Origin of the sequence: Amycolatopsis sp. FDAARGOS 1241, from assembly GCF_016889705.1 — a bacterium.
Taxonomy (GTDB): Bacteria; Actinomycetota; Actinomycetes; order Mycobacteriales; family Pseudonocardiaceae; genus Amycolatopsis.
In genome coordinates this window covers 2,198,094-2,213,607 of record NZ_CP069526.1, presented here as the reverse complement: position 1 = coordinate 2,213,607, position 15,514 = coordinate 2,198,094, and the positions used below count along the sequence as shown (strand labels likewise).

Annotated in this window: 13 protein-coding genes and 4 pseudogenes; 7 read left to right on the top strand and 10 right to left on the bottom strand. The window is 71.0% G+C overall.

Annotated features, from left to right (window positions below):
- Positions 1 to 27: 27 nt before the first annotated feature.
- The 4 genes and pseudogenes from I6J71_RS10945 to I6J71_RS10925 form a co-directional block, all read right to left on the bottom strand.
- A pseudogene (locus I6J71_RS10945) lies at positions 28 to 3,379 on the bottom strand (phosphodiester glycosidase family protein).
- 130 nt (positions 3,380 to 3,509) lie between these two features.
- Positions 3,510 to 4,238, bottom strand: a complete 729-nt coding sequence (locus I6J71_RS10940) for a maleylpyruvate isomerase family mycothiol-dependent enzyme (RefSeq protein WP_204094608.1) — start codon at positions 4,236 to 4,238, stop codon at positions 3,510 to 3,512.
- Positions 4,239 to 4,313: 75 nt separating this feature from the next.
- Positions 4,314 to 4,724 (bottom strand): nucleoside-diphosphate kinase, encoded by a 411-nt coding sequence (gene ndk, locus I6J71_RS10935; RefSeq protein ID WP_204096982.1) that lies wholly within the window; start codon positions 4,722 to 4,724, stop codon positions 4,314 to 4,316.
- A gap of 797 nt (positions 4,725 to 5,521) precedes the next feature.
- Complete coding sequence (locus tag I6J71_RS10925; protein WP_204094607.1) at positions 5,522 to 6,097, bottom strand: ABATE domain-containing protein; 576 nt, start codon at positions 6,095 to 6,097, stop codon at positions 5,522 to 5,524.
- Between the two features lie 192 nt (positions 6,098 to 6,289).
- Between I6J71_RS10925 and I6J71_RS10920 the strand changes: the two genes are divergently transcribed.
- A complete protein-coding gene (locus I6J71_RS10920) occupies positions 6,290 to 7,462 on the top strand; it encodes an epoxide hydrolase family protein (protein ID WP_204094606.1) in 1,173 nt (390 codons plus the stop codon).
- Positions 7,463 to 7,514: 52 nt separating this feature from the next.
- Here the strand turns inward: I6J71_RS10920 and I6J71_RS10915 are convergent, their stop codons facing one another.
- The 3 genes from I6J71_RS10915 to I6J71_RS47955 all read right to left on the bottom strand — a co-directional run bounded on the left by I6J71_RS10915 (position 7,515) and on the right by I6J71_RS47955 (position 9,952).
- On the bottom strand, positions 7,515 to 7,916 hold the full coding sequence (locus tag I6J71_RS10915; RefSeq protein ID WP_204094605.1) for a DUF4233 domain-containing protein: 402 nt from the start codon (positions 7,914 to 7,916) through the stop codon (positions 7,515 to 7,517).
- Positions 7,913 to 9,607: a folylpolyglutamate synthase/dihydrofolate synthase family protein gene (locus I6J71_RS10910; RefSeq protein WP_239154647.1), complete on the bottom strand. Its 1,695-nt coding sequence runs from the start codon at positions 9,605 to 9,607 to the stop codon at positions 7,913 to 7,915. The genes I6J71_RS10915 and I6J71_RS10910 overlap by 4 nt, the downstream gene beginning before the upstream one ends.
- 114 nt (positions 9,608 to 9,721) lie before the next feature.
- Entirely contained in the window at positions 9,722 to 9,952 is a 231-nt protein-coding gene (locus I6J71_RS47955; RefSeq protein ID WP_239154645.1) for a hypothetical protein, read from the bottom strand.
- A gap of 331 nt (positions 9,953 to 10,283) precedes the next feature.
- Between I6J71_RS47955 and I6J71_RS10900 the strand changes: the two are divergent.
- Positions 10,284 to 10,911 (top strand): annotated as a pseudogene (locus tag I6J71_RS10900) (class I SAM-dependent methyltransferase).
- Between the two features lie 101 nt (positions 10,912 to 11,012).
- Positions 11,013 to 11,885, top strand: coding sequence for an SGNH/GDSL hydrolase family protein (locus tag I6J71_RS10895; protein ID WP_204094604.1), 873 nt, complete (start codon positions 11,013 to 11,015; stop codon positions 11,883 to 11,885).
- Positions 11,886 to 12,332: 447 nt separating this feature from the next.
- Here the strand turns inward: I6J71_RS10895 and I6J71_RS10890 are convergent, their stop codons facing one another.
- A complete protein-coding gene (locus I6J71_RS10890; RefSeq protein ID WP_239154642.1) occupies positions 12,333 to 12,872 on the bottom strand; it encodes an alpha/beta fold hydrolase in 540 nt (179 codons plus the stop codon).
- A gap of 109 nt (positions 12,873 to 12,981) precedes the next feature.
- On the opposite strand from I6J71_RS10890, the pseudogene I6J71_RS50510 reads away from it, so the two are divergent.
- Positions 12,982 to 13,107 (top strand): annotated as a pseudogene (locus tag I6J71_RS50510) (LysR family transcriptional regulator); the annotation flags it as partial.
- 106 nt (positions 13,108 to 13,213) lie between these two features.
- Positions 13,214 to 13,867: a LysR family substrate-binding domain-containing protein gene (locus tag I6J71_RS10885; RefSeq protein WP_370542112.1), complete on the top strand. Its 654-nt coding sequence runs from the start codon at positions 13,214 to 13,216 to the stop codon at positions 13,865 to 13,867.
- Positions 13,868 to 13,875: 8 nt separating this feature from the next.
- Here I6J71_RS10885 and I6J71_RS50505 read toward each other — a convergent pair whose 3' ends face one another.
- Together I6J71_RS50505 and I6J71_RS50500 are read right to left on the bottom strand one after the other, a co-directional pair.
- Positions 13,876 to 14,151: an Lrp/AsnC ligand binding domain-containing protein gene (locus tag I6J71_RS50505; protein WP_370542204.1), complete on the bottom strand. Its 276-nt coding sequence runs from the start codon at positions 14,149 to 14,151 to the stop codon at positions 13,876 to 13,878.
- A gap of 26 nt (positions 14,152 to 14,177) precedes the next feature.
- Positions 14,178 to 14,345: an Lrp/AsnC family transcriptional regulator gene (locus I6J71_RS50500; protein ID WP_370542111.1), complete on the bottom strand. Its 168-nt coding sequence runs from the start codon at positions 14,343 to 14,345 to the stop codon at positions 14,178 to 14,180.
- A 101-nt stretch (positions 14,346 to 14,446) separates the two neighbouring features.
- Between I6J71_RS50500 and I6J71_RS50495 the strand changes: the two are divergent.
- Both I6J71_RS50495 and I6J71_RS10870 read left to right on the top strand, forming a co-directional pair.
- A pseudogene (locus tag I6J71_RS50495) lies at positions 14,447 to 14,809 on the top strand (EamA family transporter); the annotation flags it as partial.
- Between the two features lie 122 nt (positions 14,810 to 14,931).
- Entirely contained in the window at positions 14,932 to 15,447 is a 516-nt protein-coding gene (locus tag I6J71_RS10870; RefSeq protein WP_239154640.1) for a DMT family transporter, read from the top strand.
- Positions 15,448 to 15,514 lie beyond the last annotated feature (67 nt).

The following is a 15,514-nucleotide window of genomic DNA, read 5'->3' as shown; positions in this document are numbered from 1 at the left end:
TTTCGACCGGTTTCCCGATCACCGGTGTCAGCGCACGAGCACGGTCCGTGCTCGCGACACGCCGTTCACCGCCACCGCGATCCGCGCGACGCCCGGCTGCAGTGCCGTGAGCACGCCCGTCGCCGGGTCGTAGGACACGACGTCCCACGGTGCCGGCCGGCCCGCGCCGACGTGCGCCGCGAAGCCGTTCCAGTCCGCGCTCACCGGGTACGCCACCGGTACCGCGCGCCCCGCCTGCGTGACGGTCGCGGTCAGCTGCGCCTGCTCGCCCGGCCGCAGCGAAGCCGGGCCGGACACGGTCAGCTCGTCCACGTTCGGCCGCGTCTCGAACCGCACCGGCTGGTCCTTCGCCGCCGGGTCGACGCGCACGAGCGTCCAGCCGGCGAACCCACCGTCACCCGGCGCGGCCGCGGGTGTCTTGCCGGAGTTGCCGTTGACCAGGTACGGCACGCCGTCGGTGCGCGAGAGGCTGAACTCTCCGGCATGCGACGCGATCGCGGCCGCCTGCTTGCCGGAGGACTGCTCGAAATCGGTGAGCCACGTCTGCAGCAGATCGGCTTCCTTGCGGTCGCCCAGCTGTGAGTTGCCCGTTGGGCTCGGGTCCTTCACGGGGTGGTGCATCGCGACCACGACGCCGCGAACGGACCGGTCGTGCTCGGCGCCATCGAGCACGTCGCGCAGCATCCGCACCTGGTCGAAGCCGCCCGCGCGCAGCGAACCGCGCGAAGAGTCCAGGAGCACGAGCCGGATGCCGTGCACGTCCACGACCTGGTGCGTGACGCCGAACGCGGCCTGGAAGTTCGCGAGCCCGTTGCCGCCCTCGGCTTCGTGGTTGCCGGGCACGTAGTACCACGGCACCTTGCCGTCGAGCTCCTCGCCGATCACCTGGCGCGCCAGCGCGAAGTCGGGTGCGGTGCCGCGGTCGACGAGGTCGCCGTTGATCAATACCAGATCCGGCTTCGCTGCCACGGCCTCCCGCATCGCGCGCCGCGCCTGCGCCACCAGCGGCCCGTCCGGTGCGTCGGCGGTGAACTGCGCGTCGCTGACGACGGCGATCCGCAGCCCGCCGGTGCCGAGCGTGCCGTCGGTGACGAGCGCCGGGTCGGGCACGGCCGGGTCGGCGGGCACCGGCGTCGACGGCGCGACCTCGAAGGTCAGGTCGTCGAACACGAGGTGGCCCTCGTACTGCTGATCGGGCACGTTCTCCACGGCGTAGAAGCGCGTGAGGCGCTGGCCGTCGGGCAGGCCCGCGGGCACGTTCGCCGTGACGTAGCGCCAGCCGGTCCAGTCGACGCTCAGCGACAGGTCCACGATGGACGCGACATTGGCCGCGTCGTGCAGCTCCGCCCGCAGCCACGCGCCCTTGCCGTCGCCGTCGACCCACAGGCCGATCTTCTGCGTGCCGGACGGCACGGCCAGGGGCGTCGCCGCGTTCACGTACGCCGCGCGCGTGGCCGTGGTTCCGGTGAGGCGGTAGTCGAGCGCCAGGCCCTGCCCGCCGTCGTGGCCTTCGGCCGGCGCCAGCGCCGCCCCGACCACGGCCGGGTACACCGCCGCGCTCCAGCCGGCGGGACCGTCCAAAGGAGACGCCACGTGCGGCTCGGTGCCGACGGACGCGGCCAGGTGCTCGGTGAGCCCGCCCGCGTGCACGGTGATCGCGGTGGCGCCCGAGGCCGCCTTGGCGGTGACCCGGAACCCGTCGCCCGACGGCTGCACGTCGACCACGGCCGGGTCGTAGTCGAGTTTGACGTCACGCGGTTCGACCCACGTGCCGTAACCGTCGGCGTCGTAGCCGTAGACCTGAAACGTGCTCTGCGCGCCGGCACCCGAGAGCGCGACCTGTACAGTGCTCGTGCCTAGGCGAACCGGCTTGCCCAGCACCGAAATGGTGGTCGCGCCCGAAGCCTTGCCGTCGCGCGCGGTCACCGAAACGCTTCGCGCTCGCCGGCGTTCCGGTGGCCGGCGTGAGCGGTGAGCACATTGTCGGTCACCGTGGCGCGCGCCGGATCCGACGTCGTCCACCGCGGGTGCGCCGCGACGGCCGCACCCGTCTCGTCGTGGCCGTCGGCGACGAGCACGCGCGACAGTCCGGAAAGGACTCGTGTGGCGTTCTTCGTGTTCTGCGCCGGAGCCGGCGCGAAGCCGGTGAGCTTCCCGCTGCCCGGCGCGGTTGTGATGCCGATCCCGTTGGGCACCAGGCGTTCCCCGCCGTCGCTCGGAGCGTTGCGCACGCTCGGCGCGGCCTCGCCCTCACCGCGCGCGAGCAGCGTGGACGAGCCGCCGCCGTCGAGGTTGATCGCGTCGTCCGCGCCGAGCGCCATGAGCCGGCGGGCCAGTTCGAGCTCGGTCATGCCGCGGCTGTCGGCCTGCCGCCCGTCGACGGTGATGAACCACATCTTCGTGCCGTCGGCCGAAAAGCCGACGCCGGTGCGCGGCGCGAGCGTGGTGTCGTCCACCTGCTGCAGCTGCCCGTCCTTGAGCAGCGCCTCGTTGCCGCCCACGGCGACGGCGATCTTGCCGGCGTCGGAACGCGGCGCGTACGAGACGCCGACCTGGTCACCGACCTTCAGCGCCGCAAGCGCGTCCGCCCCGGCCTCGCGGCCGAGCAGCAGCGTGCTGCCCGCGGGGATCGGGCCGTCGGCGGGCTGGGTGCGCACCTGCGTCACCTTGCCGTCGCGCACCTCGACCTCGGCGACGCGTTGTGCGCCCGCGACGGACGTCGCGCGCGCCGAAGCGCCCCATAGCGGCGTGTAGACGCCGAGCGCGTCCTTGCCCAGCACGGGGCTGTTGAAGTTCGTGGCCGGCACAGTGTGCCCCCCGGCAAGGTCACCGACGCTTCGAGGAAGATGTCGGTGAGCTTCGCGCGGCCGTCGTCGGTGATTGCGGCGGTGGTGTTGTGCCCGGCGACCGGCGCGTTCTGCAGCTGCCCGTCGGAGATGCCGACACCTTCGGGCGCGCCGGTCGCGTTGATATCGAAGAAGTCGCCGTTCACGCCGGCGACCGCGCCGGTGCGCGCCAGCTGCTGCGAGAGCGGTGTGCGCGCGGAAACCGTGCCGGGGTTCAGGTACGTCGGCTTCAGGACCTTGCTCGTGAGGTCGACGGTGAGCGTGTCGCCGCGGATCCAGCCGGCCGGGTCGAAGCGGTCGAACTGCGTGAGCTGCAGCCCGGGCGCGACGGACGTGGTGGCGCTGCCGGCCTCGATCCCGTCGTCGGGAGTGACACCGGCCGTGACGGGTGCTTCGCGCGCCGACGAGGCCACCCGGGCGCCTTCGACCGGCGGCGGGCCGAGCGGCGCGGCCAGTGGATCGGCGTGCGCCGGCACCGTGACGACGGTGGTGAACAGCGCGCCGAGCGCCGGGAAAAGGGCGCGGCGCAGCACGGAGCGGGACTTCTTCACCAGGTACCCCAGTATCGAGTGAGTGATCTCGGCCCAGCAAAGTCGACCGGCGCGGCCGACGGAAGGCTTCCCGGTGAACGCCGCCTGAATGGCTCAGAACGGGCCGAAGCGGTCAGGGCGTCAGCGGTGCCTTGAGGAACGCGTGCGCCAGGTCCTCGTCGCCCGTCACGTGCGGCGTGACCTGGCCGCGCTTCCAGAGCAGCGTCAGCAGCTCCTGCGCGGTGGCTTCGACGACGGCGGCGGGCTCGGCTTCGCCCAGCGCGGGCAGCGCCCCGGGGACGAGCGTCCACGTGTGCCCGGTGTCCGTGGCGCGCAGCGTGAGCGGAGCGGCGAGCGGCGGCGGTTCGTGCCAGCGCGTGATCCGCGGCAGCATCGCGCCCAGCACCTCGTCGACGCCGTCGGCGGAGACGAGCGGGTCGAGGGCCGGCGTGGACCCGGCGCAGCGGTGAGCGTCGACCAGGTGCACCGCGGTTTCGTGGACCTGGCGGCGGAACCAGAACGCTTTCGTCTTCGCGGTGCCGCAGAAGTGCCAGCACCGGTCGCCGGGATCGGCGTCTTCGAGCGCCGCCAGCAGCACGGCCGCGCTCTCGGCGTACCAGCCGGCGAGGTCGCCGTCCGCCGGAGTCGAGAACTCCTGCTTCTGCGGCTCGCCGGTACGCACGACCGTCGCGGACCAGCGGTGCACGTTACCCAGGTGCGTCACAAGGTCGGGCCACGTCCAGCCGGCGCAGTCCGGCACGGCCACGCCCGCGTCGGCCGAGCGCGCCACGTCGGTGAAGGACGTCGTGAGCGCGCGCAGGTGCGGGAGGTAGTCACGGGCGGGCAGCGGCAACGTGGTCATGGCACCTCGAAACAGTTGGCGGACAAGGGAAAGCCGGGGCGGCGCGCTCGGCACCGCCCCGGCTTCGGGCCCGGCTCACAGGTCCGGGAACCACAGCTTCAGCTCACGCTCGGCCGACTCCGGGGAGTCCGAGCCGTGTACCAGGTTGAACTGGGTCTCGAGGCCGTAGTCGCCGCGCAGGGTGCCCGGCGTGGCCTTCTCGACCGGGTCGGTGCCGCCGGCCAGCTGGCGGAACGCGGCGATGGCGCGCGGCCCCTCCACGGCGATCGCGACGACCTGGCCCGACGTGATGAACTCCAGCAGGTCGCCGAAGAACGGGCGCTCCTTGTGCTCGGCGTAGTGCTCCTCGGCCAGTGAGCGCTCCACGGTGCGCAGCTCGAGGGCGGCCAGCTTCAGGCCCTTGCGCTCGATGCGCGAGATGACCTCGCCGACGAGGCCGCGCGCGACGCCATCGGGCTTGACGAGGACCAGCGTGCGTTCAGTCACGACGGTGTTTCTCCTTGTGCGGATTCGTGTTACCGGGCGCGAGCCTAGCCGACGCTCGCGTGACGTCGGTCTCGGCGTGCTCGGGCGCAGCGTCTTCGACCACAGCGAGGCGCCGGTGGCGTCGCGCAGGTCGCCGCTGCCGCCTTCGGCGTTCAGCTCGCCGAAGTACTGGAACGCTTGCGGCGGCGAGAAGGTCCGCGTCGCCGGCGCGTGGACGAACACGGCCTCCGGGCCGAACGTCGGTCTCGCCGGCTCGTGCCGAGCGCACCGGCGGTCAGCCCCACGATGTTGCGCACACGGCGGCCCGATCTCCCGCAGCACCTGCGCCGGCTCCGTGTCACGACCGACCGGGTGGTTGCCGGCGACGGCCGCTATGTCCTTGCCGTCGGCCACGACGAGGGCGATCGACATGTCGGCCCTGCCTTCCCCGTCGCGGCGCGGCCGGCGAGCCTGTTTGTCACGAAGGCGGGTGTGGTCTGGTCCGCGGTGTTCGCGTCGCGGTAGGCAGGCATCCCGAACACAATCTCGACGCGGCTGCCGCAGCGGAAGCTGCGGGACAACCAGCCGTCGACCATCCGGCGGCTGTCGATGTGTGCCACTCGTAGAACGCCCGATACGCGCCAGGGCGAGCATGTCGGGCCGCTTCCCGGTCTTCTCCCTGCGGTGGTCGAGGACCTCGCAACCAGTTGTTGAGAACTTCGTGGTCCTACGACGTCGCTCTCCCGCGCTCGGCGTTGCGCAGCCCTATGCGCGACAGCTGTGTCGCACACGCGAGGAGACGCACCGAGGGTAGGCGATTATTGTGCCGATCTCGGGTTCTTGCGCTGGTTGGCATTGAAGCGCGCCTTCTTCTGGCGATTCCCGCACGTGTTCATGTCGCACCATCTGCGGGTGCGGCTTTGGCTGGTGTCGAAGAAGGCGGCTTGGCAGGTCGGCGATGCGCACAAGGCCAGTTTTCCGTCTCGTTCGCCGGCGAGGATGCTGATCGCGTCGGCGGCGATGACGCTCAGGGCGTCTTCCACGGAGGAAGCCGAGCTGAGGCGCCATTGCCGGTTGCCCTCGGGCGTCAGGATGGCCGCGGCCCGACCCTGGGTGCTGCAGTCGTTGATGACCTGGACAGCAGACGCGGGGAGAGGGTCTTGGCGCGCGGCCGCTGTCGCGGCGGTGTGAATTGCTTCCCGCAGCTCCCGGGCGCGTTCGAGCCGGGCGGTGGTGCAGGACTCCACGGCGAGGCCGCTCACCGCCAGCCAGTCGACCAGCCGGTTCGGCGTGGGGATGCGCTCCACAGCGTCGCCATGACGTTCCGACAGGGTCCCCGTGAAGCTGGTCGCCAGCACCTTACCGAGACGGAAGTCAGGGAATCGAGCACTCATGGAACCACCTTAGCTGGTTGCCGCCGACATCGTGACGTGCTAGAACCGTCTTAGCCGGTTCCAGCTGGCCTCACGCCGGTTCCGCCGATGACCAGGAGGTCTCATGTCCACACACTGGTGCGTCACCGAAATTGCGGCCGGCATCGAGCGTGGCGTTGTCACCACGTCGGCTCACCCCGGAGGGGGCATCTCATGAACCGGCAAACCGGCGACGTGCAAGCATTCGAAGCCCACGCGTCTGACGCCGACCTCGACGATCTGCACGCACGATTGGCCGCGGCGCGGCTGCCGGAAGCCGAGACGGTCCATCGCGCCGCGCCCGGCCCTCGCCGATGGGAACAGGGGGTTCCTCTCGCCGACCTCGTCGACGTCGTGAACTACTGGCGCACCGGGTACAACTGGCGGTCGTTCGAAGAGCGCCTCAACCAGATCGGCCAGTTCCGCACGACCATTGACGAGCTGGGAATCCACTTCCTCCACCGCCGATCCACGCGCGCTGATGCCACTCCTCTGCTCTTGACGCACGGCTGGCCAGGCAGCATTGCCGAGTTCATCGATGTAGTGGACGAGCTGGCAGATCCGAAAACCGCCGACGCGCCGGCGTTCCACGTTGTGGCTCCGTCGTTACCAGGCTTTGGTTACAGCGACAAGCCGGCCACCACCGGATGGGGAACCGAAAAGATCGCGGCCGCCTGGGTGGAACTGATGGGCAGGCTCGGCTACGACGAGTTCGCAGCCCACGGCGGCGACTGGGGAGGCAATATCACCACGGTTCTCGGCGGCAGGTTCCCGGCGCACGTTCTCGGGATCCACACGACGTTCGCGGAGGCACCGCCCGGGTTGACAACGGACGGGCTGACGGCGGTCGAGCGCGAGTGGACCGAAGAAACCCACGATTTCTGGCTCCACCGCGCGGCGTACGCGAAGCAGCAGGCGACCCGGCCGCAGACCATCGGCTACTCGCTCGTCGACTCACCGGTCGGGCTCCTCGCCTGGATCCTTGACAAGTTCGCCGAGTGGACGGATACCGAAGACAGCCCGTTCGAGACGATTTCCCGAGACCGCATTCTCGACGACGTCACCCTGTACTGGCTGACGCGGACCGGCGCATCGGCAGCCCGCATTTACTACGAAAGCCACAACTCGCTGGACCCCGAACTTCGGGTGGACGTGCCGTCGGCAATCACCATGTATCCCCGCGACATCGAGAAGTGTCCGCGCCCCTGGGCGCAGGAGCGGTACCGGCAGATCGTCCGGTGGAGGTCGCCTGAATCCGGTGGGCATTTCCCGTCACTGGAGGTTCCGGGGTATTTTGTCCAGGATCTGCAAGAAGGCCTCGCGGCCGTGCTGGCCACTCATCGGTGAACGCCACCGGGGCTGAGTGCGACGATGCGCAGTGGCCTTCCGGTAATCGTCCTCAGCGCTGCTGTTGCTGCTGGCTGGGCAGCGTCCCGGCTGCCATCCGGCGGGCGACGTCGCGGCGCAGGTGCAGGAACCAGAGGAACGCGGCGAGGAAGATCGCGCCCAGAATCGCGATGGCGGGCAGCACGAAGGCCAGCGCGATGAGCGCGACCTGCAGCACGAGCACCACCGGCACCGCCCACGGGTGCTTCAGCAGGCCGCACAGCACGAGCAGCGCCACGGCGATCCCGATGACCGTCCAGCCCGTGGCGGTGGTGATACCGCCGCCGAGCTTGTTGACCACCGGCAGCGCGAGCGCGACGGTGATGGCCTCCATGATCAGCGTGCCCGAGAGCACGCCGCGGAAGCCCTTCATCGGGTCCTTGGGCGGCGGCGTGACCGCCGGGGTCTCGCTCATGCCGGTTCCTTCCCGAACAGGGTGCGGGCGTCGCCCGCGGTGACCACCGAGCCTGTGACCAGCACACCGCCGCCGGCGAGTGGTTCCTCCGGGTCGTCGGACTGCTCCACGAGGCCGATGGCCGTTTCGATCGCCGTCTCCAGGTCGGGCTCGCTCAGCACGCGCTCCTCGCCGAAGATCGACGCGGCGAGCTGCGTGAGCTCGTCCAGCGGCATCGATCGCGGGGCCGAATTGCGGGTGACGACGACGTCGGTGACCACGGGTTCGAGCGCTTCGAGGATACCGGCGGCGTCCTTGTCCCCCATCACCGCGACGACCGCGACCAGCCGGCGGAACGCGAATTCGTCGGTGACCGCCTTCGCCAGCGCCTGCGCGCCCATCGGGTTGTGCGCGGCGTCGACCAGCACCGCCGGCGCCGCGCGCACGCGCTCGAGCCGGCCCGGGTTCTCGACCTCCGCGAACGCCTCGCGAACGGCCTCCAGCACAAGCTGCTTGTCCTTGCCCGCCCCGAAGAACGCCTCGACGGCCGCGAGCGCGAGCGCCGCGTTGGCCGCCTGGTGGGCGCCGTGCAGGGGCAGGAAGATCTCGTCGTACACCCCGCCCAGACCCTGCAGCTTCAGCAGCTGCCCGCCGACGGCGACCTCGCGCTCGAGCACGCCGAACTCGCTGCCGGCCCGCGCCACGGCGGCATCGACCTCGACCGCGCGCTTGAGCAGCACGTTCAGCACTTCCTGGTCCTGCTCGGCGATGACCGCGACGGACCCGGGTTTGATGATCCCGGCCTTCTCGCGCGCCGCGTCGACGGCCGTCGGGCCGAGGTACTCGGCGTGGTCGAGGCCGATGGGGGTGATCACGGCGACGTCGGCATCGGCGACGTTCGTGGCGTCCCACGCACCGCCCATGCCCGCCTCGAGCACCGCGGCTTCCACGGGCGCGTCGGAGAACGCGGCGAACGCCATGCCGGTGAGCACCTCGAACTTGCTCATGGACACGCCGTCTTCACTGGCGCCGTCGACCATCGACACGTATGGGGCGACGTCCTGGAACAGCTCGACGTACCGCGCGGCCGAGATGGGCTGCCCGTCGAGCGCGATCCGCTCCGTGACGAGCTGCAGGTGGGGGCTCGTGTACCGGCCGACGCGCAGGCCCATGCGGGTGAGCAGCGCGTCGATCATGCGGCTGACCGACCCCTTGCCGTTGGTCCCGGCGACGTGCAGCACGGGGTAACCGCGGTTCGGCTCGCCCAGCAGCGTGACCAGCGCCTGGATCCGCGCCAGGCTGGGCTCGAGCTTCGTCTCCGGCCACCGCTGGTTCAGCTCCGCCTCGACGGCGAGCAGCTCCCGGCGGGCCTGCGGGCCGTTCGGATCCTGGAGTTCCGCCTCGACCCCCTGGTCGTCGAGTTCGTGCAGCTCCTGGTCTTCCTGCGCGATCAGGTCCGGTACCGGCCCGGTCGCCAGGTTGTCACCCAGCTGCCCGATCCCGCCGATGCCACCACGCGCGCCTCCGCCGACCGTGTACGCGGCGTCCGGCGCGTCCAGGTCGGGGTCGACGTCGTCGCCCTCGTCATGGGCGCGCGCCCCCAGCTCGTCCACGCCCGCGAAACTGTCCGGGTCCGCGAGATCCGGCCGCCCCCGGCGGTCCTCCTCGCTGTCGGACGGCACTTCCCAGCCGTCCCCCTCACCACGCGGCACGCACTCGCTCCCTCGACAACGGGCTTCAGCTGACCCAGACGAGTCTACGTGCGGGCGCCGACGACGTGTCGGCCCGCCTCGGTCGTCGTGACCTGCGGGTTTCAGCGCTGGGTCTCAGGCGCGAACGGGATGGCCGGCTTCGCAGAACACGCACGTGCGGCCGGCTAGCGCCGCCGCCCGCGCGACCCGGAGACGGCGGCCCGGCATCGGGTTCACGAGAGCTGCCGCTTCGTTCATCGGGAGGAGCCGTGCGGACCGGATCTCCGGGTCGGTGAGGAGCAGCCCGTCCACCTCCCGCTGGGTGAGCAGGCCGCCGTCGAAGACGAACGCCAGGGCCTCCGGCATCGGACCGCGCGCGGGGACGTCGTCGACCACGAGCAGCGGCCCCGGCAGCCGGTCGAGCCCGAGTTCCTCGGCCCGGTCACGGCGCGCGGCCCGCCACGGCGTGGGCCGGCCTCGCAGGCGCCCGGGATCTCCCCCGTGTCCTGGTATGTCGGCTCGACCACCAGGACCCGGTCGGCTTCGTCGTGGATCACCGTGCCGGCCGCGACGCGTTTCCGGTCGAGTGAGCGCGCGTACTCGTCGAACGGGAGCAGCTCCACGAGTGCGAGCGTACTGACGTCGTCGTGACCTGCGGGTTCGGCGCCGAACGGGAGTCTGTTGGCAGGGTCGGGACGTGGCCTTCAACCACAACCACCGCTACCACCCCGGCTGCTCGGTCTGGTCCCGCCCGGCGCGGTGTGCGCGCTGGACGTCGGGTGCGGGCAGGGGCGGTTCGCGCGCAAGCTGGCGGCCCGGGGGCTCGATGTGGACGCCGTGGACGTCGACGGCGACATGGTGCGCGTGACCGACGCGCTGGGGTCGCCCGGGCCCGGGAAGGTCACCGCCCGGCACCGGGACATCGCGGAGGCCGCTCTCGAGGAGAACGTCTACGGCTTCATCTCCTGCCTCGCTTCCCTGCACCACGTGCCGTTCGAGACGGTCGGGAAACTGCGCGACGCGCTGACCCCCGGCGGAGTGCTCGCGGTCCTCGGCCTGGCGCGGCCGAGTAGGCCGGCCGATTTCACCGTGGACTTGGCTTCGGTGCCGGTGAACCTCGTGGCGCGGGGTGTCGTGGCGGCGGGCGAGTGGCTCAACGGCGGAACGGATCCGCTGCCGGAAGCGCCGCTGAAGATCGAGTTCCCGAAGATGGGCGAGCGGCGGAGCTGCTGCCCGGCAGCACGATCAACGTTCTGCCCTTCTGGCGGTACCTCTTGACCTACCGGAAGCCCTTGCCGCGCCCCGATCACACCACTGGCGGGTGAATCCGCGAGCCGTCCACCCGGTTGGCGGCAGGCAACCTGGTGCACGACTGGCTAGACCGTGAGAAGAGTCCGTGAATTCGGTTGGGGAAACGGGGTCTTCGATGCGCAAGCTGTTCGCCGCACTCGCGGTGGTCGTCCTGGCACTGGCAACAGCGAGCACGGCGAACGCGGCGCCGCGGCAGGACTACCGCCACTACGTCGCGCTCGGGGACTCCTACACCGCAGGGCCGTTGATCCCCGCGCAGCGGCTCGACCCGCTGGGCTGCGCGCGCTCGACGGCGAACTACCCGTCGATCCTGGCCGCCGCCCTGCACGTCGGCAGCTTCACGGACATCAGCTGCTCCGGCGCCGGCACGTCGAACATGACGCAGACGCAGAGCGTGCCGCTGGGCGTGAACCCGCCGCAGTTCTCCGCGTTGCGCCTCGACACGGACCTCGTGACGCTCGGCATCGGCGGCAACGACTCCAGCGTGTTCGGCACGATCGTCGGCACGTGCCCGGCTCTGCGCGGCCAGGACCCGAGCGGCAACCCGTGCCAGCGCCACTTCACAACGGACGGCGTCGACTCCATCAAGGCCGCGCTGGCGACCACGCAGCAGAGCGTCGAAACCGTGCTGGCCGGCATCCACGCCCGCTCGCCGCAGGCGAAGGTGCTCGCGATCGGCTACCCGCGCATCGCGCCCGCGTCCGGCTACTGCCCCGACGTGCTCCCCTTGGCCGACGGTGACTACACCTGGCTCACCAGCGTCGAAGAAGCCCTCAACGCGGCCATCGAAAACGCCGTCGAAGCCGACGGTCACGCGTCCTATGTGGACACGTTCACGCCGTCGGCCGGCCACGACGCCTGCGCCCCCGGCGGCTCGGCCTGGATCAACGGCAAGGACACCAAGCTGCTCGCGGCCGCCGCGTACCACCCGTTGCCCGCAGGCATGGCCGGTCTGGCCGGGATCGTCTACCGGCAGCTCGAAAACTGACCGCGAACGAGCGGGGGCGGCGTGACGATCCGCCGCCCCCGTCGCTCGTGGACGCCCCTCTCCCGGCACGGCAGAGTCTCGCAGCCGCACCACTCGAGTGTCAACTCAGATAATTGACTTACGAAACTCGATAACTGAGATGAAAATCAGCAGCCAGGACCGGGCCGGCCCCCACCCCCAGTCGAGTGCCGGCCCGGCCCGCCTCAGGCGGCGACGCGCAGCTCGGCCAGCACCTCACGCAGCACAGCGGTGAAGGCGACGGGACCTTCCTGTTGCGGCATGTGCCCGCAACCGCGATGACGTGCACGCGAGCGCCGGGCGTCACTGCCGCGCAGGTGCGCGGTACCTCGAGCGGCACCTGGGCGTCGAGCTCACCGTGCCCGTAGGCGATCGGCGCCGCCAGCTCGGGCAGCCGCGGGCGCGGATCCCAGCGCACCGACTCCGCCATCAGCGCGTCGATCCAGGCGCTCGCGTCGATGATCCGCCGCGCGGTCCAGTCGGCGACCGCGGCACTGGACCGGGCGCGTACCAGGTGGGGACGCAGCCCGCGATCACGCCGGGCCGGTCGGTGGCCGGCGCCGCGCGGATCTCCTCGTGCTCGTCCCGCATGGTCACCGACGGCCAGTAGCCCGGGCCGTCCACCGCGACGACCCCGCCGACGAGCTCGGGCCGCGCGAGCCCGAGCTCGGTGGCGAACACCGCCCCGATCGACGAGCCGGCCACGACCGGCCGGTCCAGCTCCAGCGACGTGAGCACCTCGGCGAGATCGGCCGCGTCGCCGGCGATCGTGTTGCCCGGCGCGGGGCGGTCCGAGCGGCCGCACCCGCGCCAGTCGAGCGTGACCACGCGGTGGTCGCGCACCAGGTCCGGTAGCTGGGTCTGCCAGACTCGCCCGCTCGAACCCCAGCCGTGCACCGGCAGGACAGCCGGGCCCTCCCCTTCGTCCTCGTAGTAGAGGCGGGTGTTGCGCACTTCGGCGAATGCCATCGAATCTCCTCCGTCTGGGCTTTCGTCGGGCCAACCGCGATCGCGAGAACCGGCCAATGAGCAGCGCGCTCGTCGACTCATCACGATCGCCGATGAAAGGGGGGCGGGTATGGAGCTGCGCCAGCTGAGGTACTTCGTAGTGGTGGCCGAGGAGCTGCACTTCGGGCGCGCGGCCGAGCGGCTCCACATCGTGCAGCCGGCCGTGAGCCAGCAGGTGCGGCGGCTGGAGCGGGAGCTGGGGACCGCGCTGTTCGAGCGGACGACCCGGAGCGTGGCGCTGAGGGAGGCGGGCGAGCGGTTCCTGCCGCACGCCCGGGCGGTGCTCGCGGCCGCCGAACGCAATGGCCGACGCCGTGACCGGGTTCCGCGCCGAGCGCGCGCACCTGGTCCGCCTCGGGACGAGCGACGGGGTCGGCGACCGGCTGGACGGATTCCTCGCGGCGTTCACGCGGCTCGCCCCGGACGCCCCGCTCGAACTCACGCACGCCCCCACCGCCACGCGGCTGCGGCCGGTCCGCGACGGGGAACTCGACGCCACCTTCGTCCGCGGCGACTGGCCGTCCGGCGGGCTCGATCTCACTCCGTTGTGGACGGACGAGGTGGTCGTGGCGCTGCCCGCCACCCATCTGCTGGCCGAGCGCGACGTGGTCGACTTCGCCGACCTGGCCGCGCTGCCGGTGCGGCTGAGCTCACCGGAGCGCAACCGCACGCTGCACGACCTCGTGCCGGCCTGCTGCCGCGCCGCGGGCTTCGAACCGGTGCTGGGCAAGGAGTTCACGAACGCACAGCACACCCTCGGCACACTCGGCCTTGGCCGTCCACACTGGACGGTGTTCTACCGCGCGCACGCGAACCTGCTGCCCGTGTCCGGCGTCGGCTTCCGCCCGCTGCACAACCCGGCCCCGGTGATGCCCACACGACTCGCGACGGCGGCCGACCGCCGGCTGCGGCCGGAGGTCCTGGCGTTGATCGAAGCCGGTCGAACGCCGGCCTGACCACCGCCTCACGATCGGTCGCCGGGCGCGAGCGGCGTCACGACCGGGCGGCGGAAGTGGCTGAAGATGACCGATGTCCGGACGTCCACGATCTCCTTGCGCTGGGTGAGCCGGTCGAGGACGAAACCACTCAGGTGATCGTTGTCGGCGACCGCGATGTGCAACAGGAAGTCGTCGCTGCCGGACATGAGGAAGATGGAAAGCACTTCGGGCAGGCTCGCCGCGAAGGTCCGGAAGGACTCGATCACGGCTCGGTCCGGCGGGCGCAGCCGCACCGCGACCATCGCCTGCACCGGCCGGCCGATCTTCTTCAGGTCGATGTCGGCGTGGTGGCCGCGACGATCCCCCGCCGAGTCAGTTCCCGCACCCGCTCGAGACAGGTGGACTGCGCGATGTGCAGGCGTCGCGCGAGCTCCTTGTTGGTCAGCTTGGCCTCTTCCTGAAGCAGAGTCACCAGTGCCGAATCAAGTTCGTCCATCGCGACCTCTTCCCCCGCTACGTTGAGCACTATTCGACATTTAGCTTTAGTCGGCCGAATTTAGCTCGACACTGGCCGCGTTCGTTCCGTCGATATCTACGGTGAACCGAACCTTCGACCGTGCTTGTGGAAATCTCTGGAGAGCCTTCTTGTCCGTTGCCAACCCGACCGAGCCCGGCCCGACAACCTCGGAAAGCAGTCCCGAGCGGCGTGGTCGCGGTCTTTCGGTGGCAGCCGTCCTGGCCGCCGCGCTGATCTGGAGCAGCTCGTTCGCCGTCACGAAGGTGACGCTCGCCGAGATCCCGCCGATGACGGTCGGCGCCCTGCGTTTCGTCGTCGCCGCGGTGCTGCTGGGCCTGACCGTGCACAGCCGGCGCGAGAAACGACTGCCTGCACCGCGCCAACGGCTGTTCATCGGCTGCGCGGGCCTTCTCGGGATCACGGCGTACTTCGCGCTGGAGAACGTCGGGGTCGGCTGGGCCACCGCTTCCGACGCGACCTTGATCGTGGCGTTCTACCCGATCTCACGCTGGTGCTGGAAATTCCCTTCCGCCGCAGCAGGTTCTCCGGCCTCCGGTTGGCTGGGATGCTACTGGCCGCGGGCGGGGTGTGGCTCGTCGTGCACGGGCAGACCGGCACCGGCGGCGCGCACCACCTGCAGGGCGATCTGGTCCTCATCGCGGGTGGCGTCGTCTGGGCGCTGTACAACCTCGTCGCCGGGCGGGACGGCTCGGACGCCTCGCCCGTGGTGATCACCTACTACCAGACGCCGGCGGGCGCGGGCGGTTTCGTGCTGCTCTCGCTGTTCGAAGCCGATCGGTGGAGCGTGCCGTCCGCAGGAAACCTGGTGCGGATCGGCTTCCTCGCGGCGCTGTGCTCGGTGGCGGCGTTCCTGTTGTACAACTTCGGCCTTCGCCGACTCGAACCGAGCGTCGCGGTCACCCTGCTCACCATCGTCCCGGTCGCCGGGCTCGGCTGGGCAGTGCTGCTGGCGGGCGAGCACCTCGACCTCCTCGAGGTGCTCGGCGCAGCAGTCGTCATCGTCGGCGTGACGCTGGGCAGCTGCCGACGATCGAAGGCCCACGCTGCGAAGGGCGACTGAGGCCGGGCCAAGCGTCGTCGCCGGCTCCCGGGAGCGACCCACTGCCTCGGCGCGCCCGGCGGAGCCA